The following is a 24,163-nucleotide window of genomic DNA, read 5'->3' as shown; positions in this document are numbered from 1 at the left end:
CGTGCCGGACGGTGGGAGGCCGTGACGCGCCGCCCGCGCAGCATCCGGTCTCCGTTTTCTCGCGTGGCCGGGCGCGGAGGCGCGTGCGTCCTACGCTGGTCGCGTGAGTGTGTTCGGTGCGGTGGTGGAGTTCGAGCGGGGCGTGCTCGAGCGTGACGAGGCGCTGAAGTCAGTCTGGGAGCGTTTCGCGGTGTCGGGTGAGGCGCGGTTGGGGGTGTTGCGGGAGCGTGTGGGGTTTCCGTCGTGGCCGGGGGTGACGTCGGCGTCGGCGTTGAAGGCGGCGTCGGTGGAGGCGGAGGTGTTCGCGGTGCTGGCGGAGTATGCGCGGGAGGCTCGTGGGTTGGTGCGTGCGGGTGATGCGCAGCGGTGGGCCGGGCTGGTGGGCGAGGCGCAGCGTCGGAGCGGTGAGGGTTTTCTGGGTGAGTTGCAGGAGAGCACGGTGGGTGCTGCTCTGTTGCGGGAGCGGTGGGGGTGGGTTCCGCGGTCGAGGTCGCAGCGGGGTGGGATTCCGTGTCAGTGCGGGTTTGCGACCGAGGGTGTTCTGCCGCGGGCGTTGTGCGATGACTGTCAGGAGACGTTGTTGCGACGCTGGGTCGCGGAGGAGCGGCGGATACTGCGCGGGATGCCCGAGTACGCGGAAGAGGTCACTGCGGTCATCGACCGCACCGCTCGCAAGCAGGAGCGGGTGTACGTGACCGGCGGGGAGTACACCGCGTCCGAGGCGACTGGGGTTCGTCGAGCGGGAGGACGCGCGGTCGCCCGCTTGCATCGGCGGCACCGGGAGGAACTGCCCGGCGTAGAGATGTCTCGATGGGAGAAGCTGGGAGCACCTCTCGCCGCCGCGTCGATGCTCGCGTATCGCGAGACGGCGAGCAAGGTCTTGAGACGCGGACTCGGCGGCGCTGCCCTGACTGAGCTCGTCGGACTGTCGCTGCAGGTGAGAGCGCAGCATTCTCGACCGGCGACGGGACGCAAGAGTCGACGGTGAGCGCGTGCGGAGGCGGGCACGGCTTACGCTTTTCGCATGGGTGTGTTCGATGCGGTGGTGGAGTTCGAGCGGGGCGTGCTTGAGCGTGACGAGGCGCTGAAGTCAGTCTGGGAGCGTTTCGCGGTGTTGGGTGAGGCGCGGTTGGGGGTGTTGCGGGAGCGTGTGGGGTTTCCGTCGTGGCCGGGGGTGACGTCGGCGTCGGCGTTGAAGGCGGCGTCGGTGGAGGCGGAGGTGTTCGCGGTGCTGGCGGAGTATGCGCGGGAGGCGGGGCCGTTGGTGCGTGCGGGCGATGCGGAGCGGTGGGAGGCGCTGGTGCGCGAGGCGCAGCGCCGGAGCGGTGAGGGGTATCTGGGGGAGTTGCACGAGAGCGTCGTGGGTGCCGCGTCGTTACGGGAGCGGTTCGGATGGGCGCCCGCACGGCGCACACAGCGCGGGGGGATCCCGTGCGACTGCGGGTACGCGACGGACGGGACACGTCCATCGCGTCTCTGCGACGAGTGCGAGGATGCACTGCTGCGGCGATGGGTCGCGGAGGAGCGGCGGATCCTCCGGGGGATGCCCGGTTACGCCCAGGAGATCGCGGCGGTGATCGCCGACACGGAGGCGAAGCAGCGCAGGATCCTGGAGAAAGGGAGCGACGAATACAGCGAGACGTTCGGTCAGCGGAAGGCCGGGGGAAGGCGTCTCGGCCGACTGCGCCGGGCGCATCGGAAGGAACTCGACGCTCAGGACCTCCGCCGATGGACGCGGCTCGGCGAGATGGTGGAGCATTCCTCCACCACCAGCATCCGCACCACCGCGGCGAAGACGCGCGGTCGGGGCCTCGGCGCCGCCGGCATCACGGAGCTGGGGATTCTGGCCGATCGCGAGAGCATCCGGGCGCTGACGAAGAAGGCCGAGAACGGCACCGCGCGCCGTGCCGCGCGGTGATCCGCAACATGGGGAGTGCTCCCCATCGTGTGAGACATCGCCGCCCACTAATGTCGTATCGTCCAGGAACTGAGGAGGGGCGATGAGCGGCCAGAGCATGATCGTGCCGATCGAGTATCTGCAGACCACGAGCGAGCAACTCACGGCGATCGTCAGCGAGTTCGAGTCGGCGTCGGGGCGCCAGGACGACGTCGAGGCCGCCGTCGCACGGCCCTACGGCGACGGTCGGCTCCAGGACCGCTGCCACGACTTCGAGGGCAGCTGGAACGACAGCCGCGACAAGCTGCTGACGAAGCTCAAAGAAGTCGCCCAGCGAGTGCAGGGGACGGTCGACGAGGTCACCAGTCTCGACTCCGAGATGGCGACGTCGATGGAGCAGTCGGGCAGCAGCGCGGGCGGATCCGGCGGTCACGCGCCGGTGGCGTACTGACACGGAGGGGCGGGAAGATGCAGACGCACAGCGGACGCGATGTCGAGGTGGTCGCGGGGGATGCTGCGGCGATCTCCACGCGAGGGTCGCAGATCACCGAGCTCGGCGAGAGCATGGTCGAGGCGGCGAGCACGCTCGAAGGCATCAAGGACGGCACGATCGTCGGGCGCGGATATGCGATGGACAAGATCAAGGAGGTCATCGACGACGTCCACAAAGACCTCGACGAGGCCGGTCGGCGCTACACGCCGGCGGGGTCGACCCTCTCCGCCTACGCGACGGCGCTCGCTCAGGTGCAGTCGCGCATGCAGACGGTGGTCGCGGATTGCGAGTCCAGCCTCACGGCCCTGCAGACGGCGCAGTCGAACGCGGCGGATGCATCGGCCGCGCTGAGCACCCACAACACGAACACGCGTCTGAACCCGCCGGAGGAGGATGCCGCGGCGGCCAACACCGCTGCGGGGCAGGAGCTCGCTTCTGCGGCATCCGGAGCCCAAAGCGCTCTGAGCACGGCATCGAGCGATCACGATGACAACCTCGCCGCTTTCGACGCCGAGTACGACACCTGGCACGAGGCGTACGAGACGGCCGTGTCGGGCCTCACGGATGCCAACGACATCGGCAAGGACTCCACCTGGGAGGACATCGCGGGAGTCCTCGCGGTCGTCGCCGAATGGGTCAGCTGGGTCGGTCTCGCGATTGCGGTGCTCGGCCTCATCATCGGCGGCCCCTTCTTCGCGATCGCCGCCCTGGTCGTCGGCGTCATCGCGCTCGCCCTCACCGTCGCGCTCATGTTCGACGGCCGCAAGGGGTGGGGGGATCTCGCGTGGGCCATCGTCGGAGTTCTCCCGATCGGCAAACTCGGTCAGGGATTGGGCAAGTTCTTCAAGGCGATCCCGAAGCAGCTCACCGGGCCGCTCGGGCAGATTCGCAATATCCACAACATCTCCGCACTGCCGAAGAACGGCTGGCGCGCGGCGAGCAAGCTCAACTTCGCAAACTTCGTCGAGAACGTCTCGCGCACCCGGCTGACGGGGCCGTTTACGCTCGCAGGACTCGGACAGCGATTCCTCGGCGGAGCGAATCGGTCTTTCACCGTCGCGTTCCAGGAGGCCGCTGCGGTCGGTACCGGTTATGGGAACAGGCTCTACACGCAGCTGCCGCAGGCGCTGCAGCAGCTGGCCAAGTCCGATGCTCCCACGCTGTTCGAGCAGGCATGGAACGTCTACAAGTGGGCGGACAAGGGCGTAGCCATGACCAACGGTCGACCGTCCGGTGGCCTCTCGCCCGCTGGCCTGCTGAACGGGATCACCCGATGACGCCGCTTCCCGTCGAGACGGCGACCGATGCGCGATGGGACTTCGCCTACGACGACGAGTGGTTCCTCCCGCTGCCGACCGCCCGCGATCTCGCGGGCGACGGCGGAGTGGAGGCGTGGGTCGACGCGGCGGTCGAGCGCTACGCGTCGCGATCGACGCTCACCGATGGCGATCTCGACGCGATTCGCCTCACCGCGCAGGGTCTCGCAGGGCTCGCGGGCAACGCCGCGACGCAACTCTGGTTCATCCCCCGAGGGGTGTACAGCGACGTCCTCGTCGAGATCACGGTGGCGGATGCCGAGGCGCTCGACGAGCGCGCTGTGCTGGAAGAGATCGCGACGCTGCCCGACTCCGCGGCATCCGAACTGATCCAACTCGAGACCGACACGCACGGCAACGGATTCCTGCTGCGCCGCACCTCCGCCGTCGTCGTCGACGGCGCCGCGCGCCCGATCGCCAACTGGACGGTCATGCTCCGTGCGGGAGAATGGGTCATCATGATCGAGGCGATGGGCTCGACCCTCGAGTCCTTCGCCCTCATGGAGGAGCACATCCTCCGCGTGATCGACGGCATCACCCTGCCGGCGTGACCGCCGCCCCGAACAGACCAGCGCGAGGAGCCCTTCGGTGAACGAGATCAACGACCTCGGCGTCGAGATGCAGTTCGGCGTTCCCCCGTTCCGCCTCGTGCTTCCTCCGGGCTGGGTGCGGCACGTGCCCACCAATGCGGCGCAGCAGGAGGACGTGCGCAAGGCGAGTGCGATCTTCATGCAGGCCGGGCGTCCCGACCTCGATGCCGAGTTCCGCACCATGATGGCGCAGGTCAACCAAGTCATGCGCAACACCAAGGTGTTCGCCGTCTACCGGCAGCAGGACGTGCCGATGGAGGAACTGCTCCCCCTGTCGATCACGGCCTCGCTGCTCACGGCCGCCCACGGCGAGAACCTCGACGGCTGGGTGACCGAGGCCTTCCGCCTGCGGGGCGCCGTCTTCCTCGACGACCACGTCAAGCACATCGTGCGGTGGGTGACCGAGGCGAAGCGCCCATCCGGGGCGTCGTCGATCGACGGCGTCGGCGGACACACGATCACCTACGTCGTTCCGGTTCCCGGCACGCAGCGCCGGAAGGCGCTCGTGTTCACGTCGACGATCGTCATCCCGGACGGCGACGTGCTGCCCGCCGAGGTGCTCGATGAGCTGGCGCTGCTGAGCGATTCGATCGTCTCGACCTTCGCCTGGGAGAGGGTCGCGGAGGAGGACGCCGTACCCTCGGTCTCGCCCGCTGAAGCCGCCGGTTGAGGGCGTGGCGGACCACCGATGCGTCGCCCGAGCGAACCGATGCTCTGGATCGCCCACGATGCCGAGGGCGAGGCATGAAGCCGGTCGTGCACCTCTCCGGTGACGATGAGACGGTCACCGCGGTTGCGAACGAAGCGGTGGAAGTGCTTCGCGCACAGCCGCAGGCGGCATCGGCGCTGTTCTCCCGCCTGTGGAACCTGCATCAGCGTCGGCGGCGCTTCGTCTCGGCGTCCGCGGCGACGGCGATCGCCACCGCGAGCGCGCCGCCACGGGCGCAGTCGAGCGCGGGATATCTCGCCGTGTGGGGAACGCTGCTCGGCATCGGATTGACGGCGGCGCTGACGTCGGCGGTGATGCTCGGTCCGTCCGACCGCAAGAACGCCTTCACCGACCCCGAGCTGGCCGTGTCGACGGCATTCGTCGCGGGAGTGATCGCCATACCCGTTCTGCTCGTCGTGCTCTTGCTTCGGGTGCCGGACGTTCGGAGCGCCCGCATCGGTGAGGCGTCGTCGGCGCTGGTCGGCTTGCTGTGCGTCGCGATGCTCGCTATACGCCTCGTCCTCGGTACCGGCGACGACCGGGGGTTCACGCCGGACGACCTCGCGATCTGGCTGCCGATGACGGCGGTGATCGCCCTCCTCATCGCGGGAGTCGCGATCCGTAGCGACCTCGTGCGGCGACAGGATGCTGCGCCGTCGACCGGCGCGCGAACATCCGTCGATCCGGGCGATCTGCGCCAGATGCGGCGTGATGCGGAATGGGCGGCGTCGTCGTCCTCTCCGACGCCCTCCGACAAGGCCGAGTGGTCCCGTCGACTCGACACCCTGGCGAGCGCGGGAATCGACGCCACGACCATCGCCCAGGCGCGCACGCTCGCGCCGGCCGCCTGGGTCGCGTGGCTCGCCTACGACGGCGAAATCGACATCGCCGGCGTCATCCCCCGGCCCTGATTCCGGTTCTTCGCCCGGTTCGGCTCGATGGGGAGGTCTCCCCATCGACGGGGGTGGGGCTTTTTCGTATGGTTGGTATATCGGGCCGGAGGGGTCCGGTTCATTCGATTTCCGGAGGTGTGGACGATGGCCGATTTCGGTGCGTCTTATGCAGAGATGGAGCAGGTGGCGTCGTCGCTGTCGCAGGCTCGTGATGACATTCAGGGTCAGTTGGACACGCTGAAGGGTCAGGTGGACACCCTTCTGGGTGAGGACTTCAAGACGCAGCATGCGTCGGGCAAGTTCGGTGAGGGGTACACGGAGCTGACGACGGGTCTGAAGACCGCGGTCGATGGCATCAATGACATGTCGGAGTCGCTGCTGGGCATGATGCGTGCGATTCAGGACCTCGACACGCAGCTCGCCGGCAGCTGACCGAGCGTTCTTCGTGTGGGGCGTCGACCGACCGGGTCGGCGCCCCCTTTCGACCGGTGACCAGGGGAGGGGACACGTATGCCTGATGTGAGTATCGACTACTCGGCCATGGAGGCCAGCAAGACCGCGTACGCGAACATGCGCACGTCGTTGGATGCCGCGACCAGCGCTCTCGGCAGCGTCTCCGGCTCGGCCGTTCCGCAACAGGAGCTGCGACGCCGTCTCGAAGACCTCCACGATTCGTGGGGCGGAGGCATCGACAAGCTCGGTCGCTACGCCGAAGATGCGAGCACCGGCCTGCAGGGCATCCTTGAGGCGTTCCGCGGGCTCGACTCCGAGCTCGCCGCCAGCATGGAGCCCGAGGAAGGGGCATCCGCATGACCGCGTTCCCCGCCCTGGGATTCGATCCCGCTCCCGGCAATCTCGGCGAGCTCGAGGGCTTCGTGCTCGGGCTCTCGACCGGCTGCGACAGCGTCGACGACGCGCTCGCCATGCTCAACGGCGACGATGACGCCGCCTGGACGGGCGAAGCCGCCGTGGCGTTCCGCGCCGCGATGAGCGAGGACTTCCGTCCGCACCTGGTCGACACGGGTTCGGCCCTGCGCACCTCCCGCGATGCGCTCAGCACCTGGGTGACGCAGCTGACCGGCTACCAGCAGCGCGCTCGCGAGCTCGAGGATCGAGCGGCCACCGCCGCCGCGTCGGTGAGCAGCAAGGCGACCGCGAAGGACAAGGCCGTCGACGGCGCCGACGCCGAGGACGCCGATCCCGATGCTGTGTCGAATGCGACCACCGCGCTCGCGACGGCGCAGGGCGCGCTCGACGACGTGATCGCCGAGGCGCAGCGTCTCAAGATCGAGGTCGACGACGACGCGGCGATCGCCGCACAGCACCTCGTGAGCGCGAGCGACACCCTCAACTCCTATGCGGGGAACGCGTTCTCGAACTTCCTCGAGGGGGCGGGCGACTGGCTGGCGGATGCCGGTGAGTGGCTCATGGACAACGTGGTGCCGATCCTGGAGGACATCCTCCGCGCGGCGCTGCCGATCATCGCCATCCTCTCGCTCTTCATCCCGGTGCTCGGCACCGTCGCGCTCGTCATGGCGATCGCGCTGGTCGCGATCGACGGGCTGCAGGCGCTCACCGGCCGCGGGTCGTGGACGGACTTCGCGATCGGCGCGGTCGGGCTTCTCGCCGGTGGTCTGCTGGGTGTCGCGGCGAAGACGCTCATCGGCCCCGGTGGTGCGGTGCTCATCCCCTCGATCCAGCGCATGACTCCGGCGCTCGCCGGTGGCGGCACGGCGGCGGGAACCCTCGCCGTCACCCTGAACATCAACATGAGCAACATGGTCGCCAACACCTACTGGATGACCAACACCGCGATGGACGCGCACAGCAAGGGGCAGGACTTCGTCGACAGCCTGTTCGGTCCGTGGCAGAACCTCGCCGAACGTGTCGACAACACCGTCCACGGCAACGGCCCGAAGACGGACGACGAGCTGTGAGCGTCGAACAGGCAACCGGCCACCGGGTCTGGCAGCGGATGCCGCAGGGCTGGATCGAGTTCCGTGCCCTGGGCGATCGCTCGCCCGACGAATGGCTGGAGCGTTACCTCGAGGGCGGCAAGGGCTGGCTCCCGGAAGAGGCGCGTGAAGCGATCGTCGCCGGCTTCCACGAGGGTGTGCGCACCTTCGCCGACACCGGATTCGACTTCGCCGGGGTGTCGATCGTGCTCGGTGAGCGGCCGGCCGTGTCATTCCTGTGTACGAACGTGGTCGTGACAGGTCCGGAAGACACTGCGGATGCCGTCTCGCTGCACCGTCTTCTGCCGCTCGGTCGCTTCGGCGACGACGCGACCGCCGAGACCTTCGCGTCGCCCGACGGGCGGGTCGGCACCGTGACGAGCGGACTGGTGTCGCGCGGGGGTATGGACGCGGTCATGACGGTGGGCGAGATCCGTCTCCCCGAAGAAGCGGGAACCGTGGTCGTCATGGGCATGTGCTCCGACCCGGCGCAGCGGCAGGAGCTGGCCGTGATGACGGCGTTCGCGCTGTCGATGACGCAGTACCTTCCCGAGGGGGTCGAGCCGCAGCTGCCGGAGGGCGCGCGATTCGAGACGCCGCTCGACGACGGCCTAACCTGAACTCATGCCCTTCGCCCTGATCCTCCCGGCCTCGCGTCCTCTCATCGCCGAGGCGGGATCCGACGATGCTCGCCCCGTCGAGGCCGACCGTGCCGGCGCGGCGCTGCGGGCGGACTTCGAGCGATGGTCGCGGTGGGGTCTCGGCATCCTGGGCTTCGCCCTCGCCGCCGGCGGTGCGTTCGTGGCGGTCGGTCTCATCGAGACGGTGCGGATGCTGGGCGGCACGCCCGCCGGCATCGACCTGGTGGCGATCGTGGTCGCCCTCGTCGTCGCTCTCGCGGGCGTCGTCCTGCTGGTGCTGCTGTGGTGGTCGGGGCGGCGGCTCCTCTCGGCCGCGACGTGGTGGATGCGTCTGCCGTACACGCGCGGAGGGCGCCAGCGCCGCGCCGGCGGTTGGCTGCAGGCCCGCACTGTGAACTTCGAGCCGCGGGTGTTCGTGCGGATCGTCACGGCGACCCTGGCGCTGCTGATCGCGGTGGGCGGGATCTCGCTGTTCGTGCGCGATCTCATCGAGGGGACGACATCGATGACAGCGGCCGCGGCGACGGTCGGCATCGTCGGTGCCGTCTCCGGGATCGGCCAGATCGGCGGGGTGATGCGGATCGTGTCCGGTCTCTCGGAGCGTGACCCGCTCTGGGTGCGGATCCGCTCGGGCTTCGTCCGTCGCTGAACGATCGGTCCTGACGCACGGCCACGGTGGGATGGGGAGGTCTCCCCATCGACGGGGGTGGGGCTTTTTCGTATGGTTGGTATATCGGGCCGGAGGGGTCCGGTTCATTCGATTTCCGGAGGTGTGGACGATGGCCGATTTCGGTGCGTCTTATGCAGAGATGGAGCAGGTGGCGTCGTCGCTGTCGCAGGCTCGTGATGACATTCAGGGTCAGTTGGACACGCTGAAGGGTCAGGTGGACACCCTTCTGGGTGAGGACTTCAAGACGCAGCATGCGTCGGGCAAGTTCGGTGAGGGGTACACGGAGCTGACGACGGGTCTGAAGACCGCGGTCGATGGCATCAATGACATGTCGGAGTCGCTGCTGGGCATGATGCGTGCGATTCAGGACCTCGACACGCAGCTCGCCGGCAGCTGACCGAGCGCAGTTTTCGAGGGGTCGACGGTTGGCCGTCGGCCCCTTCGTCGTGTCCCCGACCCCGTCACCGGCACAGGGCGGATGGGGAGTCCTGCCCATCGTGGCTTCCCGATATGCCCCGCTAGGGTGAAACCACAGAGCACCGGGGGGTGAAAATGTCGGACGTCGAGATCGACAAGGCCGCGCTCGAAGGGGCGATCCTGCAGATCGACCTTTCGATCGGCAATTACGTGATGTATGCGAACGACATCTGGGCCCGCGACACCGGCGTCGGCAACCCAGTGGGGCGCACGAGCCTCCGGGTCATGCTCGAGAACGCACTCGGTCAGGCGTCGATGGAGGCGAAGGCGCAGCACCTCGACGGCATCGCGATCAGCGACCGCCTCAAGAGCATCAACGATTCGTTCGACGACCTCGACGTCTCGCTCGGCGCCGGATGGGATTCCGACTATGTCGCTGACTTCTCCTAATCGCGGCTGGACGCTCGAAGAGATCGAGTACGACAGCGGCTCCCTCGAAGGCATCCATCGTGACCTCGAGACGTTGATCGACGAGGGTGGCAACGCCCGGATCGTGCTGCGCAACATCGACGGCGGACTCGAAGGGCGCGGCGAGAGCATCGATCGCGTGCAGACCGAATCGGGCGCGCTCGCGAGCCGGATGAACCCGACGATCCTCACCCTCGGGCGCATCGCCGATGTCGTCCGCGCCTACGGCGAGGCCGTGGCGCAGCACGCGAAGGCGGCGAACGACCTCATCGACGACATCGAGACGGCCCACGCCGCGAAGGAGGCCGCGGCGGCCGATCTCGATGCGGCCGAGCTCGCGCAGCGCCAGTGCACGCCCGACGACACCGCGCAGACCCGCAACACGGCGGAGCAGGACGTCACGGATGCCGAGAGCGGTCTCGCCTCGGCCGCCAGCACCCTCGACGACCTGTGGGAGCAGTGGGAATCGGCGTACTCCCTGTGGGATGAGGCCTACGGCGCCGCGATCTCGGGCCTGGTCCGCGCCGATGGCACGACCCTCAGTGACTCGACGCTCTCGGCGATCGATGCGCTCGCGAACGCCGACAGCGCGGCCGAGGTCGCGGAGATCTGGGACAGCCTCACCGATGCGCAGCGCGCGGCGTTGGCCCGCACCTACCCGGAGTTCATCGGCAACCTCGAAGGCGTTCCCTACCTCGACCGGTTCCTCGCCAATCGCGAAGCCTACGACCGTGCGATCGAGGGCGGGCCGTACGGCGAACCGCTCGACTCGCAGCTCGAGAGCCTCGGACTCGAACTCACCGACTTCGACGGTCAACTGCTGATGTTCCACCCCTTCGAGCATCCGCAGGCGACCGCCGCTGTGATGTACGGCGTGCGGATCGTCGACGATGAGGGCAACCCGGTCGATCCGATGGATGGCATCACCAACGTCAACGTCCTCGTCGGCGGCATGTTCTCGAGCCTCGAGGACCTCGAGGCGTGGGGGCAGAGCGCACGTGATCTCAACACCTTCGCCGATGCGTACGGAGGGGGAGTGCGGTCGGCGACGATCGCCTGGTACGGCTACGACTCCCCGAACATGCTCAGCGAGCACACGATGGGCAGCGCGACCGAGGGGGCGGCGACGCTGAGCTCGACCCTGCGCGGACTCGACACTGAGGTATCGTCGCAGGTCACCACGTCGGTGATCGGACACTCCTACGGCAGCACGACCGCGTTCCTCGCGGTCGGTGGGTCTTCCGACAACCTCGGCGTCGACAACCTCATCGCGGTCGGCTCGGCCGGCGTCCCCGACGGGTATCACCAGAGCTGGACCGGCGATGCGCCGATGGACTACTCCGGAACGCACATCTACGCCTCGCGCGCCCCGGGTGATTGGATCGCGCGATACGGCGAGCACAGCTCGTTCGGCCACGGCACCAACCCCGAGGAGCTGCCGGGGGCGGTCAGCTTCGAGAGCGACGGTGGGCAGGTGCCGAGCCTGAACGGCGGCTCCGAGGCGGGTCTCGGAACCCCCGGCCACGCGGCGCACGACGGAGGCAACTCGGTGTGGGGGTGGTGGGAGGAGGACAATGGATACCTCGCCCGCGACTCGGAGTCGTTCCGTAACATTGCCAACATCGTCGCCAATGGCGAGCCGCTCGGTTGACCGGCTCGCGGCGACGATGCACGAGGGCAGAGGATGCAGATGAGGAAGCGCTGGCGGATGTCCGCTGTGGTGGCGGTGGTGGCGGTCGCCCTCACCGGGTGCGTGAACGGAGGAGACGGAATGACCCCTACAGGTGACGAGCTCGTCGCGCAGGCGAAGCAGCACTACCTCGACTACCGGTCCATCACCAACGATGTCCAGGCGCTCATCTACGACGGGCCCTGGGAAGCGGAGATCGGCTCCTTCGGGATGCAGCCCTCGGCCGCAGGGTGCGGCGACAACGGTTACAAGTTCGATCTCACACGCACGACGCAGGTCGATCCGGACGCGCAGGGAGCGCTGCGCGATGAGGTGCGTCGCCATCTCACCGACGCCGGGTTCGAGGTCGAGGGCCAGGATCTCGGTTCCGGAGATGCGCAGTCCTCCGACGTGATCGTGCGCGAGCAGGGCGACTTCTCGCAGCTCATGGTGACCTTCATCGCCAACGGGTCGGTACTCGTCACGGCGACCACGAAGTGCTGGCCCGGAGACCGCGCCGAATTGAGCAAGCTGATCTTCGGGGGCGTGACGCTCTCCGAGGGCTATCTTCCGCGCGAGGAGTCGCCCAGCGATCCGCTCTTCTTCGGCGTCACGCCGGGTGAGCCGGCGTTCGGTCCGACGCCCTCACCGTAGGCTGCGCGGGATCCGGACTCAGCGCGCGAGATCGGCCAGGTGGCGCGCGTCGTGGTTGAGCACCTTGACGATGATGCCGCGGCGACGGAGGTCGGCGACCGTGCGCGACTCCTCTTCGCCGTCGCGCCCGAGCGCGTGCGTGTTCGCGACGACGAGCACGTCGCCCTTGTGCAGGGTGTCGATGAGGCGGGCGAGACGATCGCCCCAGCTCTCGAGGATGTCGGGTGCGGGGTGACGGAACCCCTCGATCGGAACGCCGAAGCGCGTGAGATCATCGCGCTGCTGCACGACCGGAGGCATGCCCTCGCGGGAGACCACGAGTCCGACGAGGCGTGAACCGTCGGGGCGAGCGAGCCAGAAGTCGCGGTTCTGCTGCAGTTCGGTGAAGCACTTGGGACACTCCGCCGCGGCGTGCGGCAGGTGCAGCGGGCTCGTCAGCGCGTCGTCGACCGATGCCGTGCCGGTGGTCCGGTCTGTCGTCTCGCTCATGGGCGCACCTCCGGACTCCATTCTGCCCTGTCGGCGCCGAATCCGTATCGACTCCGCCGACGGGATCGGATGCCGCTCAGAGCTGTTGCAGGCGACGGGGAGGTCCCTCGAGCCGGGCGATCGTGATCTTCACGTCGACCAGCTCGTGCTCGACGCCGAGGAGGCGTTCCTCCACCCGGTCGATACGGGCGTCGACGCGATCGAGTCGGGCGTCCACCTGGTCGAATCGGCGATAGACCTGCTCGAACCGGGCGTCGACCTGCTCGAAACGGGCGTCGACCTGCTCGAACCGGGCGTCGACCTGCTCGAACCGGGCGTCGATCCGCGCATCCATCTGCACGAATCGCGCGTCCAGACCGCGCGTCTGGTGGGCGAGCATCGCGCCCACGCCGCTGAGCACCGTCGCCGTGACGGCGAAGAGCGCGATGATCATTCCGATCGTGTCAGGAGACAAGGTCACTGGTCCATTCTGCTCCGCGGAGCGTCGTCAGTCCAGTAACCATATGGTGGCGAATCGCGTACGTGTGGGGACAGTGGATAAGTCGGTTATCCACACGTTCGCGCCGGAAGAGTGGATCAGATCAGACCGAGCGACCGCACCGCATCGCGCTCCTCGACGAGTTCGGCGACCGAGGCGTCGATGCGCCGCCGGGCGTCCTCGCCGATCTCCAGACCCTCGACGACCCGCCACTCGCCGTCGACCGCACGCACGGGGAACGACGAGATCAGGCCCGCGGGCACCCCGTACTCACCGTGCGAGACGACGCCGGCCGAGGTCCAGTCCTCGGTGCCGCGCACCCAGTCGCGCACGTGGTCGATCGTGGCGCTCGCCGCCGAGGCGACCGACGACGACCCGCGCACCCGGATGATCTCGGCACCCCGCTTGGCGACCCGCGGGATGAAAGTCTCGTCCAACCACGCCGGCACGTCGCCGACGATCGCGGCGAGAGCGTCCGCCGCAGGCTCGCCCGCCACGGTCGCGTGCGACACGTCGGGGAACTGCGTCGCGGAGTGGTTGCCCCAGATCGGCAGGCGCCCCACCGTCGCGACAGGCACGCCCAGCGTCTGTGCGAACTGCGCCCTGGCGCGGTTCTCATCGAGGCGAGTCAGCGCCGTGAATCGTTCGGCCGGCACGCCGTCGGCGGATGCCGCGGCGATGAGCGCGTTCGTGTTCGCGGGGTTCCCGACGACCGTGACCCGCACGCCGGGTGCCGCGTTCGCGGCGATCGCCGCCCCCTGAGGGCCGAAGATGCCACCGTTCGCGGCGAGCAGGTCGCCCCGCTCCATGCCGGGTCCGCGCGGGCGCGCGCCCACGAGCAGCGCGAGGTCGGCACCGTCGAAGCCGATCGCCGCGTCATCCGTCACCTCGACGTGCTCGAGCAGCCCGAAAGCGCCGTCCTGCAGCTCGAGCGCCGCGCCCTCCGCCGCTCCGATCCCCTGCGGGATCTCGAGCAGCCGCAGCCGCACCTTCTCGTCCGGTCCGAGCAGGTCTCCCGCCGCGATGCGGAACAGCAGCGCGTAGCCGATCTGTCCGCCCGCGCCCGTGATGGTGATCGTCGTGGTCATATCCCGAGCCTACGACCGTCCGAGGGGCGGAGTACCCTCGGAGCCATGACCTTCAACCCCGACGCCGACCTGTCGACCAACACCACGCGCCGCCGCGGTCGCAACGCGGCGATCGCGGGAGGCACAGGAGTCGGGGTGCTCGGCCTCATCGCCCTGATCGCGGGGCCGCTGCTCGGGATCGACCTGACGGGGCTTCTCGGCGGCGGTACGTCGACGGGTGGTTCGGGCTCCGACTCCGGGAGCTCGGTCATCGAGAACTGCGACACGGGGCAGGACGCGAACGAGAACGTCGACTGCCGCATGGCCGGCGCACAGGTCGCACTCGACGCGTTCTGGGAAGACAATGTCGAGGGGTACGTGCCGCCGACCCTGACGGTGGTCGACGGTGCGACCTCGACGCAGTGCGGCACCGCCTCCAACGCCGTCGGGCCGTTCTACTGCCCGCCCGAGCAGGGCGTCTACCTCGACCCCACGTTCTTCTCGCTCATGCAGCAGCAGTTCGGGGCATCCGCCGGCAACCTCGCCCAGCTCTACATCGTGGGTCACGAGTGGGGCCACCACATCCAGAACATCGTCGGCACGATGGATCAGTACCCGAACAACGGCACCGGAGAGGGCAGCAACGGCGTGCGCATGGAGTTGCAGGCGGACTGCTACGCCGGTGCCTGGATCGGGCGGATCTCCGAGCAGACGGACGCCGACGGCACGCCGTACCTGCAACCGACCACCGAGGAGCAGCGGCGGGATGCATTGGATGCCGCTGCCGCGGTGGGAGATGACCACATCCAGGAGATGTCGGGCGTTTCGAACCCCGACAGCTGGACGCACGGGTCGAGCGAGCAGCGGCAGTATTGGTTCGCGCAGGGTTTCACCGAAGGTCTCGGCGTCTGCGCCGAGACGTTCACCCGCTCGGTCGACGATCTCGACCCCTGAGACTGACCCAGGGGTGCGTCAGGCGCGCAGCGCCGCGAGCAGGGTCTTCACGAGGCCTCCCACGCCCCCGCTCGCCCGGAAGCGCGTGAGCCCCTCGCTCACCTCGGCGCCGGTGCGAGAAGTGACGAACCACGGCGGCGTCGGCAGGATCGTGACCCGACCGCCGCCGTTGAGGCCCGGCGCGGAGCGCGGGAACGGCCGGAACGGGCCACGCAGCACCGATCGCTCGACCCGATCGAGCAGCAGGGCGTTGTGCACGACGCCGATGCCGCTGCCGACGTCGTCGATCGTGCTACCGGGGAAAGCGCCCCAGGTCAGTGTCGGAGTGATGAACGCGAAGCCGGTCCAGCCGTTGATCGCGATCGATCCGTAACGGAGGTCGGCGATCGCTCTCTCGAATCCGGTGCCGAGCGACTTCTCGGTCGCCGGGTCGATGAGCACGTTCGCCCCGAGTGTGCCCTGCAGCTCGTCGTTCGCGTAGGCGACGGCGGCATCGAGGAACTCCTGGCCCGTCCCGGCGACGCTCACGACGCCGAGGACCGGTGCGAAGTACTCGGTGCTCTGCAGGGCCGAGGCGTCGTCGTCGCCGTCGATCTCCACGAGCAACCGGTCGCCGAGCACGAGGGCATCGGGGTAGGCATCGGATGCCTCGTGCATGCGGTTCGTCGACCCCGGGTACCATGTGGGTCGCTCGGGCGCGCTCGCATAGGCCCGACGGAGCGCGGCGCGGAAGGCATCCGCCTGGTCCCAGTCCTCCGACAGGATCACGACCTGCCCGGCGATGCAGTTGTGGCCGCTGTTCTGCAGCCGCATGGTCGCGACGTGCTCGGCCTGGTACCGCAGGTCGGCCTCGGACCAGTCGCCGGGCACGACGATGATCGGCGAGACCCCGCCGAGCTCGGCCGTGATCGGCTTCGACATCGACGGCTTCTTGCGGCGGGCGCCGCGCGCGGTCTTCGGGCCCCAGACGATCGCGTCGAACGTCGCCGCGGACCCGGTGATGTGCACGTGCGAGAGGTCGGGATGCGCCGTGAGGTAGGCGCCGACCGCCGGGCCGCCGCGCACGATGCGCAGGAACCCCGGCTCGATGAGTGGGGCGAGCGCGCGCTTGTAGATCGGCACGAGGGGATCCTGCGTCGGGTTCACCTTGAGCAGCGCGGTGCGGTTCGAGGCGAGCAGTTCGTAGAGCACGTCGAGCACGGGGATCGAGGTGACGTTGCCGGCGCCGAGCACGAGCCCCACTCCGCCGGAGACGGTCGGGGTGCGCTGGCCGAGCCCGGCGGCGGCTCGGGCCGCGCGCGGTGTCGTGCCCGGTTCGAGCCAGACCTCGCCGGTGAATCCCGACAGCAGGAAGCGATCGATGCCGGTGAGGGGGAACGCGTGCACGCGCGTGCGGCCGCCGGGGGCGCGGTCGATGGTGATTCCGTCGAGCGGGTTGGCGCCGCGGGCGAGCCGCGAGAGCGTCTCGATGTAGGCGTCGAGCGCGCCGAGCACACCGTAGGGCCCGCTCAGCCATTCCTCGCCACGGAGCGGATGCCGCGCATCGAGCCCCTTCGTCGCCGCGGCGGTCGTCGCCCAGTCCTCGGCGGTCGCGGCCACGCTCGTGCGCACCTGACGCAGCAGCGTCACGCGCTGCGCGACCGTGAGCGCCGACCACACTCGGGCGCCCGTGTGCAGGTCGTCGATCGCCGTGTCGAGCCGCGCGTGCTCGCTCTCGCCGATCTCGGGCGTGGTCGTGGCGACGGGCGTGGAGGTCACGGGCGGCTCCTTCGAACGGGATCCCAGCTTATGCGTCGATGTCGTGGCGGCGCAGGCGGTAACGGTGAAGAGGCAGGAGGCTCGCGAGCATGATCAGTGCGGGAAGGATGCTGAAACTGAGCACGATGCCGGTGATGGCGGCATCCGGCTGCTCGACCGTCGTGCCCGCGACCGTCGAGACGTACCCGGTCAGGGCGAGGGTGAGCGAGACCGTCGTCGCACCGAGAGCGAAGCCGACGGTCTCCCCGGCGGTCCAGATGCCGGTGAAGGTGCCCGCGCGCCCGCTGCCGTGGGTGCGCTCGTCGTGCGAGATGACGTCGGGCAGCATCGCCATCGGCAGCGACTGCAGCCCGGCGTAGGCGATTCCGGCCACCGCGACGGAGGCGTAGATCCAGGCGCCGGGCGTCCAGACTGCGATCGTGAGGGATGCCGCGGCGAGAGTGAACAGCACGCTCGCGATGCCGAACGCGCGCTCCTTGCCGACCCGCCGGGCGATGACCGTCCACACGGGCGTCGCCACGAGCGCAGGGCCGACGAGCGCGACGAACACGAACGTCACGGCGTCCTCCGACCGCAGTACCCAGGTCGCCACGTACTGCGCCCCGGCGAGCATGGTGCCGGTCGCGAGCGCCTGCAGCAGGAACGCGCCCAGCAGCGCACGGAACGGCTGGCTGCGCCGCAGCGCCCGGAACCCCGAGGCGTACTGCTCTCGGATGCCGGCGGCCGGGGCCACCGCGCTCTCGTCGCCGACGCGGCGTGCGGCTGCGGCATCCGCCGTGCGCGTCGCCACGAACATGCCGATGCCGATCGCGAGACCCGCGACGATCCCCATCAGCAGGTATCCGAGAACGGGGTCGTCGCCCGCCTTGCGCAGTGCGGGGCCACCCGCGCCGAACAGGAGGATGGATGCCGTCAGCACGACGACCCGCCAACCGAGCAGGCGCGTGCGCTCGTCGTAGCCGTCGGTGAGCTCGGCGGGCAGCGCCACGTACGGCACCTGGAACAGGCTGAACGACGTCGCCGTGGCGAGGAAGGCGAGCAGCACGCACACCGCACCGGCCATCGGACCCCACGATGGAGGCACCGCGAACGTCAGCGCGAAGAACACGGGCAGCGTGACGGCGCCCAGCACCATGAACCCGCGACGCGAGCCGGTGCGCGCGAGCTGACGGTCGGAGGCCGCGCCGATCAGCGGGTCGATCACGACGTCCCAGATCTTGGCGGCGGTGACGATGACTCCGGCGGCCAGGGCGGCGACCCCGAGGTTGTCGGTGAGGAAGTACGTCAGCACCAGCCCGGGCAGCGTGGCGTATCCGCCGGTGCCGACGGAGCCGATCGCGTACAGCACGATCGTGCGCGCGGACAGGCGGACGGATGCTCGTTCGGGCCGAGCCTCTGTGCTCATCGCGCCAGTGTAGCGGTGGGCCTTCGTCTCGTCGCCCCGGCACAACTTCGGAGATTGCACACGGCACGCCGCTGAATCGGATGCCGTCGCGGCGCGGCGCTCCGGAACTCCGAAGTCGTGCGGGCGCGGCGCTCCGGAACTCCGAAGTTGTGCCGACGCGGCGCTCAGATCAGGGAGAGCTCGCGCAGCTTCGCCTCGACGTCGGCGTTCGACGGCTCGACCTGGTGGGAGGAGTCGGGGTACAGGACGACGGGGATGTTCGTGCGGCCGGAGATGTCCTTCGCGACGTCGGCACCGGAGGGGTCGGCAACGAGATCGACGTACGTGTACTCGACGCCGAGGTCGTCGAGCTGCTTCTTGGTGCGGATGCAGTCGCGGCACCAGTCGGCGCCGAACATCGTGATGGTGGATTCAGCAGGAGAAGTCATGACACAAGCGTAGAACGCCCTGGCGGGGAGAGGGCCGAGAGGGGCTTGTCGGTAAGGGTAGCCTTACCTATAATCGAAGCCATGAACCACGCGAGCGAGCACCTGGACGACCCCGACTGGGAGAACATCGAGGGCGCTGTGCTCGTCGCCGGAGACGCGGCGGACGCCGGGGTGATCGCGGGGATCGCCGCCCGACTGCCGTGGGACGCGACCGGCGTGATCCTGCTCGAAGCGGCCGCGCGCATCCAGATGCGTCACATCGACGTGCCCGACGGGGTGTCGGTGCGCTGGCTCGTGCGCGGCGACGGCATCCGCGCGCACACCAAGGGCGAGCGCCTCGCCAATGCCGTGCACTCGTGGTGCGTCGAGTGGGCGTGCAGCGAGCCGCCGGCGCAGTGGACCGTCTGGCTGGGGCCGCACACGCCACCCCACGTGGCGCGCATGGCCCGCAGTCTGCTCGGCGTCGCGAACTGACTCCGTCGGCGAACTGGCCCGTCAGCGCGCGAGCGCCGGAGCCCCCGCACCCGCGGTGATCGCGTCGAGCGCTCGCCGCAGGGATGAGCTCGAGGTGTGCGCCGTGTACGGGAAGTACACGACCTCGACGCCGACGCGCGCGAACTCGCGCTCGAGCCGCAGCCCCTTCTCGGTGCCGCGCCAGTCGTCGCCCTTGAAGAAGTGCGTGAAGCGCACGTCTTCCCAGGCGTCCAGCTTCGACGGCGTCGTCTCGACGTGCACGTCGTCGACGAACGAGATGTGGCGCACGATCTCCGCGCGCTCCGCCGTCGGGATGACGGGCTCGATGCCCTTCACCTCGCGCAGCATCTCGTCGCTCACGACGCCGGCGATCAGAATGTCGCACTGCTGCTTGGCGTGGCGCAGAAGGTTCAGATGCCCCACGTGGAACAGGTCGAAAGCTCCCGCGGCATAGCCGATACGCGTCCCCATGATCTCCCCAGATCAGTGATTCCCCAGTAGGCGGATCCCCATCCGCCTGCGACTCCCACAGCCGCACGGGTCAGTCTAGACCTCCCACGCACGAAAGCGCACCCCCGGATCCGGGGGTGCGGCAGTGAGAGGTCAGGTTTCGAGCGCATAGGAACCCGTGGCACGATGAGATGCCGCACAGCGGCGCGCGCAGAGGGGGCGACATGGACACGAAGGTCACGGTCATCGTGCCCACCTTCAACGAACGCGAGAACGTCGCCGAGCTCGTCGCCCGCACCGCCGCCGCGCTGACGGGGTATGACGCCGAGATCCTCTTCGTCGACGACAGCAGCGACGACACCGCCGACGAGGTCGCGCGGGTCGCCGCGGATGCTCCGTTGCCCGTGCGCGTGATCCATCGGGTCGAGAACACGGGTGGGCTCGGCGGTGCCGTCGTGGTCGGCCTGGAGGCCGCGGCATCCGATCTCTGCATCGTCATGGACGGCGACCTGCAGCATCCTCCCGAACTCGTGCCCGTCCTGCTCGCCCGGCAGGCCGAGGGCGATGCCGACGTCGTCGCCGCCTCGCGCTACGTCGGTGGCGGCGACACGAGTGGGCTCGGCACCGCGGTGCGCTTCGGCGTCTCGCGCGCGGCCACCTGGCTGACGCGGGCCATGTTCCCGATCCGCCTCGCCCGCAGCACCGACCCGATGACCGGGTTCTTCCTCGTCGACCGGAGTCGCCTCGACCTTTCGACGCTCCAGCCGCAGGGCTTCAAGATCCTGCTCGAGATCCTCGCGCGCACCGATCTGCGCATCGCCGAGGTGCCGATGGAATTCGCGGAGCGGCGCCGCGGCACCTCCAAGGCGAGCCTGCGCCAGGGCGGCACGTTCATCGCGCATCTCGCTCGACTGCGCTTCGGCAAGATGTCGCTGTTCGCCCTGATCGGCGCGGTGGGCGCCGTCGCGAACCTCGCCATCATGTGGCTGCTGACGGCGGCCGGCGTGCCGTACATCTGGGCGGCGATCATCGGGGCGGTCGTCACGATCGTCGGCAACTTCCTGCTGCAGGAGCGGTTCGTCTTCGCCGACATGCGCACGAATGCCCGCGGCGTGTGGCAGCGCTTCGCGGCATCGTTCGCGTTCAACAGCATCGAGGCGGCGCTGCGCATCCCGGTGATGGCGCTGATGGTCGAGACCTGGCACATCTCGAGCGTCCTCGCGACGGGGCTCTCGCTGATCGTCGCGTTCTTCGCGCGGTTCCTGTTCCACTCGCTGGTGGTCTACGCGCCCCGACGCCGAGGGCAGAGCGGCGAGCCGAAACCCGACACCGCCACGCTGCGCATCATCCGCGCGATCGACGAAGAGGCGATGCGTCCGGGCGAGCTCTGACCCCGCTCGCCTCGCGACGGGATGCCAGCCGCGCCACCGGGATCGCCGTGAGCGCGAAGAGCAGTGCCAGGGTGCGCGACGACGTCAGCAGCGGGCTGAAGAACGTGTCCCAGGCGCCGAGCAGCACGAGCCACACCGCGATCCCGGCGGCGGCCTTGACCGAGACGCTGCGCGCGACGGCGTAGATCGCGCACCCGATCAGCGCGACGGCGAAGATCGCCCCGACCGGGCCGAAGCGCAGCCACAGGTCGCCGACCACCGAGTGCACCTCGTACTGGCCGCCGAACATGTATCCCTCGACGTAGCCGTTGTCGGGGTCGTAGTTCAGCTCGCTCATGCCGGTCTTCGCGATCCACACGTCGTGCGAGACGGGGAGCACTCCGCTGCCGAACCCCTGCGGCCGCTCGGCGACGAGCGCGGTCGCCGCTCCGAGTTCGGGGCGTCCGCCGGCGATGAGCGACCCGGAGGTGTCGATCTGCGCCTGGGTGCGCTGCTGGGCGGCGTCGCCGAGCGCCCCCTCCAGGATCAGCGCCTGCAACAGGCTGAAGGCTGCGAGGCTCAGCACGCCGAGCAGCACGAGAGTCTGCAACGGGCGAGGCCGCCGGGTCCCCGGCGGCATGAACATCTGCCACAGCACGATGACGGCGGCCAGCAGCAGGAACGAGGTCATCGATCGCGAGTCCGACGCCAGGCACACCACGGCGAGCGCCCCGAGCGCGAGCAGGTCGAGCCACCGCCGTCCGCTCATCGCGGTGAGACCGAGCACGATGATGATCACGGGCACCGCGAGCGAGTACTTCCAGAGGTTCGCCGAGTTGCCGCCCGTCAGAACCACGTTCGCCAACGCCCCGACGCCGAACGCCACGGCGGTGCCACCGAGACCGATCTGCGTGCGCGCCCACAGCAGCACTCCGATACCGCCGGCGAGCGAGAGCAACGTGAAGGTCTGCTCGAGCAGCAGGCTCGTCGACACCGGGCGCATGGTCTCGAACAGCGTGAGCACCCCGCCCCACACGGCGGCGATCGCGGCGAGGGCGAGCAGCAGGCGTGCGAAGCGGAACCTCGCCAGCACGTGCCACCACACCGGCAGCAGCACGACGGCGGCGATCAGCGAGAGGCTCACGCCCGGCCCGAACTGGTACCGGACCGCGGTCGCTGCCGCAGCGGCCGCCGCGACGATCGAGGTGGTGGTGTACTGCTCGGCGCGCCCCATGCCGGGTGCGCCGATCAGCGCAGGTCTCCGCGGAACACGGCGACCTTGGCGCCGAAGAGGTAGTCCACGGTCAGGGTGACGTCGTCGCGGTCGGCCTCGGGCACCGAGAACAGGTAAGTGCCCTCGGCGGAGTCGCCGGGTTCCACGGTGCCCTCGAACGGTGCGCCGCCAGGCTGCGTCAGCGTGCCGGCCGGTGCACGATCCTCGCCGATGTAGGCGTTGACCGCCACGTACTCGAGGTCGAGCGGCTCGTCGCCGGTGTTCGTGATGCGCACGGTCGCGCGGATCGCGGGACCGGAGGTCTCGCCCGCGAGAGTGGCCTGACCGTCGACGGCCTGCAGCGACGACAGCGAGATCTCGATGCCCTCCTCGGTGACGATGGTCTGGTCGGGGGCGACCGGGCTCAGTTCGGCGAAGGGCTCGTCGGTCGCGCCGGCCGCGGGCGTCGGCGTCTGCGTCGGTCGCGGGGCATCGGGATCGACGATGTCGCGCGGAGGAGTGGTGGGAGTGGCGGATGCCGAAGGCTCGGTGCTCGGCGTTCCGGCGAGTAGCGGCGGCACGAAGATCGCGCCCAGGACCGCGAGAGCGATCACCACGACCAGTGCCGACAGTGTGATCCACACGCGCCGACGATTCGGCTGCGTCTCTTCGGTTGCGTCCATCGCAGACCCCCTGCTCCCCGTGTCTCCCCATCCGGCGCCGCAGTGGCGGCGGCCGGTGATGAGAGTTTAGACCGCGGGCCCCCGCTGCGAACCAGCCTGTGCAAGAAGTCGTCGTCCGTCGCGCACTCCGCGCCAGGCCGCGCGCAGCGGAGCGATCGGGCGGAGGAACTGCCGGCGTCCCCCGCGCAGCAGAACCTGGCGCGCATTGCTCCAGGCGGTGCGCGACCAGGCCTCGGCATCCGCTGCGTCGAGCAGCAGACCCGCGAAGAGCAGCCGGTTGCGGATGTTGTAGTAGTAGTACAGCTCGGACTTCGCCTCCGGTCGCTGGGCGCTCGCGCGATGCGTACCGCCCTCGTCGTGCACCGCCAGAGCGTCGTCGACGACGAGCAGGCGCGCCCCCGCGCGGGCGGCGCGCACCGAGATGTCGACGTCCTCCCAGTACAGGAAGTACGCGTCGTCGAAGCCGCCCGTGAGGTCCCACGCCTCGCGGGTGAACCACAGGCAGGCTCCGCTGAGCCAGGGCAGGCGTCGGGCGCCCGGGTGCTCGCGGCGGCGACGCGGCCCGCCCATCGATCCGTCGCCGAGGTACACGTCCATGCCGGCGAACCACACCCGGCCCGCGGCGTCCTCGACGCGCGGCGAGGCGACGCTGGGCCCCTCCGTGGTCGCCGCGGCCAGGGCGGTGACGGAGCGACCGTCGATCCGGGCATCCGGATTCAGGAGCAGGATGTCGGTGACCCCGAGCTCGTCGAACGCCACGGCGGCACCGGCGTTCACTCCGCCGCCGAACCCCGCGTTGTCGTCCATCGGCACGAGCCGCCACCCGTTCGCGACGCTCAGGGCCTCGACGCGTGCGCGCTCCTCCGGGGTCGAGCGGTTGTCGACGACGACGATCCGCGCGTCCGGCACCGCCGCGGCCGTCGCGGTCAGGTTCTCCGCGAGAAGGCCCGCCGAGGCGTAGTTGACGACGATGATCCCCAGCATCCGTCGTTCGTCCATTCGTGCATCCTCCCCATCGTCAC

29 protein-coding genes are annotated in these 24,163 nt (G+C 69.4%); 19 read left to right on the top strand and 10 right to left on the bottom strand.

From position 1 onward, the window contains the following. Positions 1 to 103: 103 nt before the first annotated feature. The 16 genes from WFJ97_RS07750 to WFJ97_RS07675 all read left to right on the top strand — a co-directional run bounded on the left by WFJ97_RS07750 (position 104) and on the right by WFJ97_RS07675 (position 12,372). Positions 104 to 988 carry a hypothetical protein gene (locus WFJ97_RS07750; protein WP_336641044.1) on the top strand — a complete coding sequence of 295 codons (885 nt, stop codon included), beginning with the start codon at positions 104 to 106 and terminating at the stop codon, positions 986 to 988. A gap of 36 nt (positions 989 to 1,024) precedes the next feature. Next, positions 1,025 to 1,918 (top strand): hypothetical protein, encoded by an 894-nt coding sequence (locus tag WFJ97_RS07745; RefSeq protein ID WP_336641043.1) that lies wholly within the window; start codon positions 1,025 to 1,027, stop codon positions 1,916 to 1,918. Positions 1,919 to 2,000: 82 nt separating this feature from the next. After that, positions 2,001 to 2,348 (top strand): hypothetical protein, encoded by a 348-nt coding sequence (locus WFJ97_RS07740; RefSeq protein WP_247623530.1) that lies wholly within the window; start codon positions 2,001 to 2,003, stop codon positions 2,346 to 2,348. Positions 2,349 to 2,365: 17 nt separating this feature from the next. Beyond that, a complete protein-coding gene (locus WFJ97_RS07735; RefSeq protein ID WP_247623529.1) occupies positions 2,366 to 3,667 on the top strand; it encodes a hypothetical protein in 1,302 nt (433 codons plus the stop codon). After that, entirely contained in the window at positions 3,664 to 4,257 is a 594-nt protein-coding gene (locus WFJ97_RS07730) for a hypothetical protein (RefSeq protein ID WP_336641042.1), read from the top strand. Before WFJ97_RS07735 ends, WFJ97_RS07730 begins: the two co-directional genes overlap by 4 nt. Before the next feature lie 37 nt (positions 4,258 to 4,294). After that, entirely contained in the window at positions 4,295 to 4,966 is a 672-nt protein-coding gene (locus tag WFJ97_RS07725) for a hypothetical protein (RefSeq protein WP_336641041.1), read from the top strand. Positions 4,967 to 5,040: 74 nt separating this feature from the next. Further along, the gene (locus tag WFJ97_RS07720; RefSeq protein WP_336641040.1) at positions 5,041 to 5,916 is read left to right on the top strand and encodes a hypothetical protein; all 876 of its coding nucleotides are present in this window, start codon (positions 5,041 to 5,043) and stop codon (positions 5,914 to 5,916) included. Positions 5,917 to 6,042: 126 nt separating this feature from the next. Continuing rightward, the gene (locus WFJ97_RS07715; RefSeq protein WP_247623521.1) at positions 6,043 to 6,330 is read left to right on the top strand and encodes a WXG100 family type VII secretion target; all 288 of its coding nucleotides are present in this window, start codon (positions 6,043 to 6,045) and stop codon (positions 6,328 to 6,330) included. A 78-nt stretch (positions 6,331 to 6,408) separates the two neighbouring features. Then, on the top strand, positions 6,409 to 6,711 hold the full coding sequence (locus WFJ97_RS07710; protein WP_247623525.1) for a hypothetical protein: 303 nt from the start codon (positions 6,409 to 6,411) through the stop codon (positions 6,709 to 6,711). Continuing rightward, positions 6,708 to 7,835, top strand: a complete 1,128-nt coding sequence (locus WFJ97_RS07705) for a hypothetical protein (RefSeq protein ID WP_247632976.1) — start codon at positions 6,708 to 6,710, stop codon at positions 7,833 to 7,835. The genes WFJ97_RS07710 and WFJ97_RS07705 overlap by 4 nt, the downstream gene beginning before the upstream one ends. Continuing rightward, positions 7,832 to 8,473, top strand: a complete 642-nt coding sequence (locus tag WFJ97_RS07700) for a hypothetical protein (RefSeq protein WP_336641039.1) — start codon at positions 7,832 to 7,834, stop codon at positions 8,471 to 8,473. The genes WFJ97_RS07705 and WFJ97_RS07700 overlap by 4 nt, the downstream gene beginning before the upstream one ends. 4 nt (positions 8,474 to 8,477) lie before the next feature. Further along, entirely contained in the window at positions 8,478 to 9,143 is a 666-nt protein-coding gene (locus WFJ97_RS07695) for a hypothetical protein (RefSeq protein ID WP_336641038.1), read from the top strand. A 130-nt stretch (positions 9,144 to 9,273) separates the two neighbouring features. Then, positions 9,274 to 9,561 (top strand): WXG100 family type VII secretion target, encoded by a 288-nt coding sequence (locus WFJ97_RS07690; RefSeq protein ID WP_247623521.1) that lies wholly within the window; start codon positions 9,274 to 9,276, stop codon positions 9,559 to 9,561. Positions 9,562 to 9,716: 155 nt separating this feature from the next. Continuing rightward, positions 9,717 to 10,031, top strand: a complete 315-nt coding sequence (locus tag WFJ97_RS07685; RefSeq protein ID WP_336641037.1) for a hypothetical protein — start codon at positions 9,717 to 9,719, stop codon at positions 10,029 to 10,031. After that, a complete protein-coding gene (locus WFJ97_RS07680) occupies positions 10,012 to 11,700 on the top strand; it encodes an alpha/beta hydrolase (RefSeq protein WP_336641036.1) in 1,689 nt (562 codons plus the stop codon). The genes WFJ97_RS07685 and WFJ97_RS07680 overlap by 20 nt, the downstream gene beginning before the upstream one ends. Before the next feature lie 120 nt (positions 11,701 to 11,820). Beyond that, positions 11,821 to 12,372 carry a hypothetical protein gene (locus tag WFJ97_RS07675; RefSeq protein WP_336641035.1) on the top strand — a complete coding sequence of 184 codons (552 nt, stop codon included), beginning with the start codon at positions 11,821 to 11,823 and terminating at the stop codon, positions 12,370 to 12,372. An 18-nt stretch (positions 12,373 to 12,390) separates the two neighbouring features. Here WFJ97_RS07675 and WFJ97_RS07670 read toward each other — a convergent pair whose 3' ends face one another. From WFJ97_RS07670 to WFJ97_RS07660, 3 genes are all read right to left on the bottom strand, one after another. Beyond that, positions 12,391 to 12,861, bottom strand: a complete 471-nt coding sequence (locus WFJ97_RS07670) for a recombinase family protein (RefSeq protein ID WP_247623517.1) — start codon at positions 12,859 to 12,861, stop codon at positions 12,391 to 12,393. Positions 12,862 to 12,937: 76 nt separating this feature from the next. Next, positions 12,938 to 13,321, bottom strand: coding sequence for a response regulator (locus tag WFJ97_RS07665; protein ID WP_336641034.1), 384 nt, complete (start codon positions 13,319 to 13,321; stop codon positions 12,938 to 12,940). A gap of 116 nt (positions 13,322 to 13,437) precedes the next feature. Further along, positions 13,438 to 14,427 (bottom strand): malate dehydrogenase, encoded by a 990-nt coding sequence (locus WFJ97_RS07660; RefSeq protein ID WP_336641033.1) that lies wholly within the window; start codon positions 14,425 to 14,427, stop codon positions 13,438 to 13,440. Between the two features lie 45 nt (positions 14,428 to 14,472). On the opposite strand from WFJ97_RS07660, the gene ypfJ reads away from it, so the two are divergent. Continuing rightward, positions 14,473 to 15,360, top strand: a complete 888-nt coding sequence (gene ypfJ, locus WFJ97_RS07655; protein ID WP_336641032.1) for a KPN_02809 family neutral zinc metallopeptidase — start codon at positions 14,473 to 14,475, stop codon at positions 15,358 to 15,360. An 18-nt stretch (positions 15,361 to 15,378) separates the two neighbouring features. Here the strand turns inward: ypfJ and WFJ97_RS07650 are convergent, their stop codons facing one another. The 3 genes from WFJ97_RS07650 to WFJ97_RS07640 form a co-directional block, all read right to left on the bottom strand. After that, a complete protein-coding gene (locus WFJ97_RS07650; protein ID WP_247623513.1) occupies positions 15,379 to 17,118 on the bottom strand; it encodes an aldehyde dehydrogenase family protein in 1,740 nt (579 codons plus the stop codon). A gap of 28 nt (positions 17,119 to 17,146) precedes the next feature. Next, entirely contained in the window at positions 17,147 to 18,523 is a 1,377-nt protein-coding gene (locus WFJ97_RS07645; protein ID WP_336641031.1) for an MFS transporter, read from the bottom strand. Positions 18,524 to 18,687: 164 nt separating this feature from the next. After that, positions 18,688 to 18,951 (bottom strand): glutaredoxin family protein, encoded by a 264-nt coding sequence (locus tag WFJ97_RS07640; protein ID WP_247623511.1) that lies wholly within the window; start codon positions 18,949 to 18,951, stop codon positions 18,688 to 18,690. Between the two features lie 81 nt (positions 18,952 to 19,032). On the opposite strand from WFJ97_RS07640, the gene WFJ97_RS07635 reads away from it, so the two are divergent. After that, positions 19,033 to 19,425 (top strand): SIP domain-containing protein, encoded by a 393-nt coding sequence (locus tag WFJ97_RS07635; protein ID WP_247623510.1) that lies wholly within the window; start codon positions 19,033 to 19,035, stop codon positions 19,423 to 19,425. 21 nt (positions 19,426 to 19,446) lie between these two features. On the opposite strand, the gene WFJ97_RS07630 is transcribed toward WFJ97_RS07635, so the two are convergent. Next, a complete protein-coding gene (locus tag WFJ97_RS07630; protein WP_247623509.1) occupies positions 19,447 to 19,896 on the bottom strand; it encodes an adenylyltransferase/cytidyltransferase family protein in 450 nt (149 codons plus the stop codon). Between the two features lie 203 nt (positions 19,897 to 20,099). Between WFJ97_RS07630 and WFJ97_RS07625 the strand changes: the two genes are divergently transcribed. Continuing rightward, positions 20,100 to 21,266, top strand: a complete 1,167-nt coding sequence (locus tag WFJ97_RS07625) for a glycosyltransferase (protein ID WP_336641030.1) — start codon at positions 20,100 to 20,102, stop codon at positions 21,264 to 21,266. Here WFJ97_RS07625 and WFJ97_RS07620 read toward each other — a convergent pair. From WFJ97_RS07620 to WFJ97_RS07610, 3 genes are all read right to left on the bottom strand, one after another. Continuing rightward, positions 21,220 to 22,479: a hypothetical protein gene (locus WFJ97_RS07620; protein WP_336641029.1), complete on the bottom strand. Its 1,260-nt coding sequence runs from the start codon at positions 22,477 to 22,479 to the stop codon at positions 21,220 to 21,222. The two genes, WFJ97_RS07625 and WFJ97_RS07620, sit on opposite strands and share 47 nt — an antisense overlap. 14 nt (positions 22,480 to 22,493) lie before the next feature. Then, on the bottom strand, positions 22,494 to 23,141 hold the full coding sequence (locus WFJ97_RS07615) for a DUF4232 domain-containing protein (RefSeq protein ID WP_247632963.1): 648 nt from the start codon (positions 23,139 to 23,141) through the stop codon (positions 22,494 to 22,496). 66 nt (positions 23,142 to 23,207) lie between these two features. Beyond that, positions 23,208 to 24,140: a glycosyltransferase family 2 protein gene (locus WFJ97_RS07610; protein WP_336641028.1), complete on the bottom strand. Its 933-nt coding sequence runs from the start codon at positions 24,138 to 24,140 to the stop codon at positions 23,208 to 23,210. Between the last annotated feature and the right edge of the window lie 23 nt (positions 24,141 to 24,163).

This window comes from Microbacterium sp. USHLN272, from assembly GCF_037149655.1.
Classification (GTDB): Bacteria; Actinomycetota; Actinomycetes; order Actinomycetales; family Microbacteriaceae; genus Microbacterium; species Microbacterium galbinum.
The sequence above is the reverse complement of the archived record's forward strand: the minus strand, read 5'-3'. Positions and strand labels throughout refer to the sequence as shown.

Coding starts and splice junctions, on each gene's coding strand:
- WFJ97_RS07645 (WP_336641031.1), bottom strand. CDS start 18,523: ATGAGCACAGAGGCTCGGCCCGAACGAGCATCCGTCCGCCTGTCCGCG.
- WFJ97_RS07705 (WP_247632976.1), top strand. CDS start 6,708: ATGACCGCGTTCCCCGCCCTGGGATTCGATCCCGCTCCCGGCAATCTC.
- ypfJ (WP_336641032.1), top strand. CDS start 14,473: ATGACCTTCAACCCCGACGCCGACCTGTCGACCAACACCACGCGCCGC.
- WFJ97_RS07685 (WP_336641037.1), top strand. CDS start 9,717: ATGTCGGACGTCGAGATCGACAAGGCCGCGCTCGAAGGGGCGATCCTG.
- WFJ97_RS07635 (WP_247623510.1), top strand. CDS start 19,033: ATGAACCACGCGAGCGAGCACCTGGACGACCCCGACTGGGAGAACATC.
- WFJ97_RS07745 (WP_336641043.1), top strand. CDS start 1,025: ATGGGTGTGTTCGATGCGGTGGTGGAGTTCGAGCGGGGCGTGCTTGAG.
- WFJ97_RS07690 (WP_247623521.1), top strand. CDS start 9,274: ATGGCCGATTTCGGTGCGTCTTATGCAGAGATGGAGCAGGTGGCGTCG.
- WFJ97_RS07640 (WP_247623511.1), bottom strand. CDS start 18,951: ATGACTTCTCCTGCTGAATCCACCATCACGATGTTCGGCGCCGACTGG.
- WFJ97_RS07740 (WP_247623530.1), top strand. CDS start 2,001: ATGAGCGGCCAGAGCATGATCGTGCCGATCGAGTATCTGCAGACCACG.
- WFJ97_RS07720 (WP_336641040.1), top strand. CDS start 5,041: ATGAAGCCGGTCGTGCACCTCTCCGGTGACGATGAGACGGTCACCGCG.
- WFJ97_RS07615 (WP_247632963.1), bottom strand. CDS start 23,141: ATGGACGCAACCGAAGAGACGCAGCCGAATCGTCGGCGCGTGTGGATC.
- WFJ97_RS07730 (WP_336641042.1), top strand. CDS start 3,664: ATGACGCCGCTTCCCGTCGAGACGGCGACCGATGCGCGATGGGACTTC.
- WFJ97_RS07660 (WP_336641033.1), bottom strand. CDS start 14,427: ATGACCACGACGATCACCATCACGGGCGCGGGCGGACAGATCGGCTAC.
- WFJ97_RS07735 (WP_247623529.1), top strand. CDS start 2,366: ATGCAGACGCACAGCGGACGCGATGTCGAGGTGGTCGCGGGGGATGCT.
- WFJ97_RS07625 (WP_336641030.1), top strand. CDS start 20,100: ATGGACACGAAGGTCACGGTCATCGTGCCCACCTTCAACGAACGCGAG.
- WFJ97_RS07715 (WP_247623521.1), top strand. CDS start 6,043: ATGGCCGATTTCGGTGCGTCTTATGCAGAGATGGAGCAGGTGGCGTCG.
- WFJ97_RS07670 (WP_247623517.1), bottom strand. CDS start 12,861: ATGAGCGAGACGACAGACCGGACCACCGGCACGGCATCGGTCGACGAC.
- WFJ97_RS07630 (WP_247623509.1), bottom strand. CDS start 19,896: ATGGGGACGCGTATCGGCTATGCCGCGGGAGCTTTCGACCTGTTCCAC.
- WFJ97_RS07610 (WP_336641028.1), bottom strand. CDS start 24,140: ATGGACGAACGACGGATGCTGGGGATCATCGTCGTCAACTACGCCTCG.
- WFJ97_RS07620 (WP_336641029.1), bottom strand. CDS start 22,479: ATGGGGCGCGCCGAGCAGTACACCACCACCTCGATCGTCGCGGCGGCC.
- WFJ97_RS07695 (WP_336641038.1), top strand. CDS start 8,478: ATGCCCTTCGCCCTGATCCTCCCGGCCTCGCGTCCTCTCATCGCCGAG.
- WFJ97_RS07675 (WP_336641035.1), top strand. CDS start 11,821: ATGACCCCTACAGGTGACGAGCTCGTCGCGCAGGCGAAGCAGCACTAC.
- WFJ97_RS07710 (WP_247623525.1), top strand. CDS start 6,409: ATGCCTGATGTGAGTATCGACTACTCGGCCATGGAGGCCAGCAAGACC.
- WFJ97_RS07680 (WP_336641036.1), top strand. CDS start 10,012: ATGTCGCTGACTTCTCCTAATCGCGGCTGGACGCTCGAAGAGATCGAG.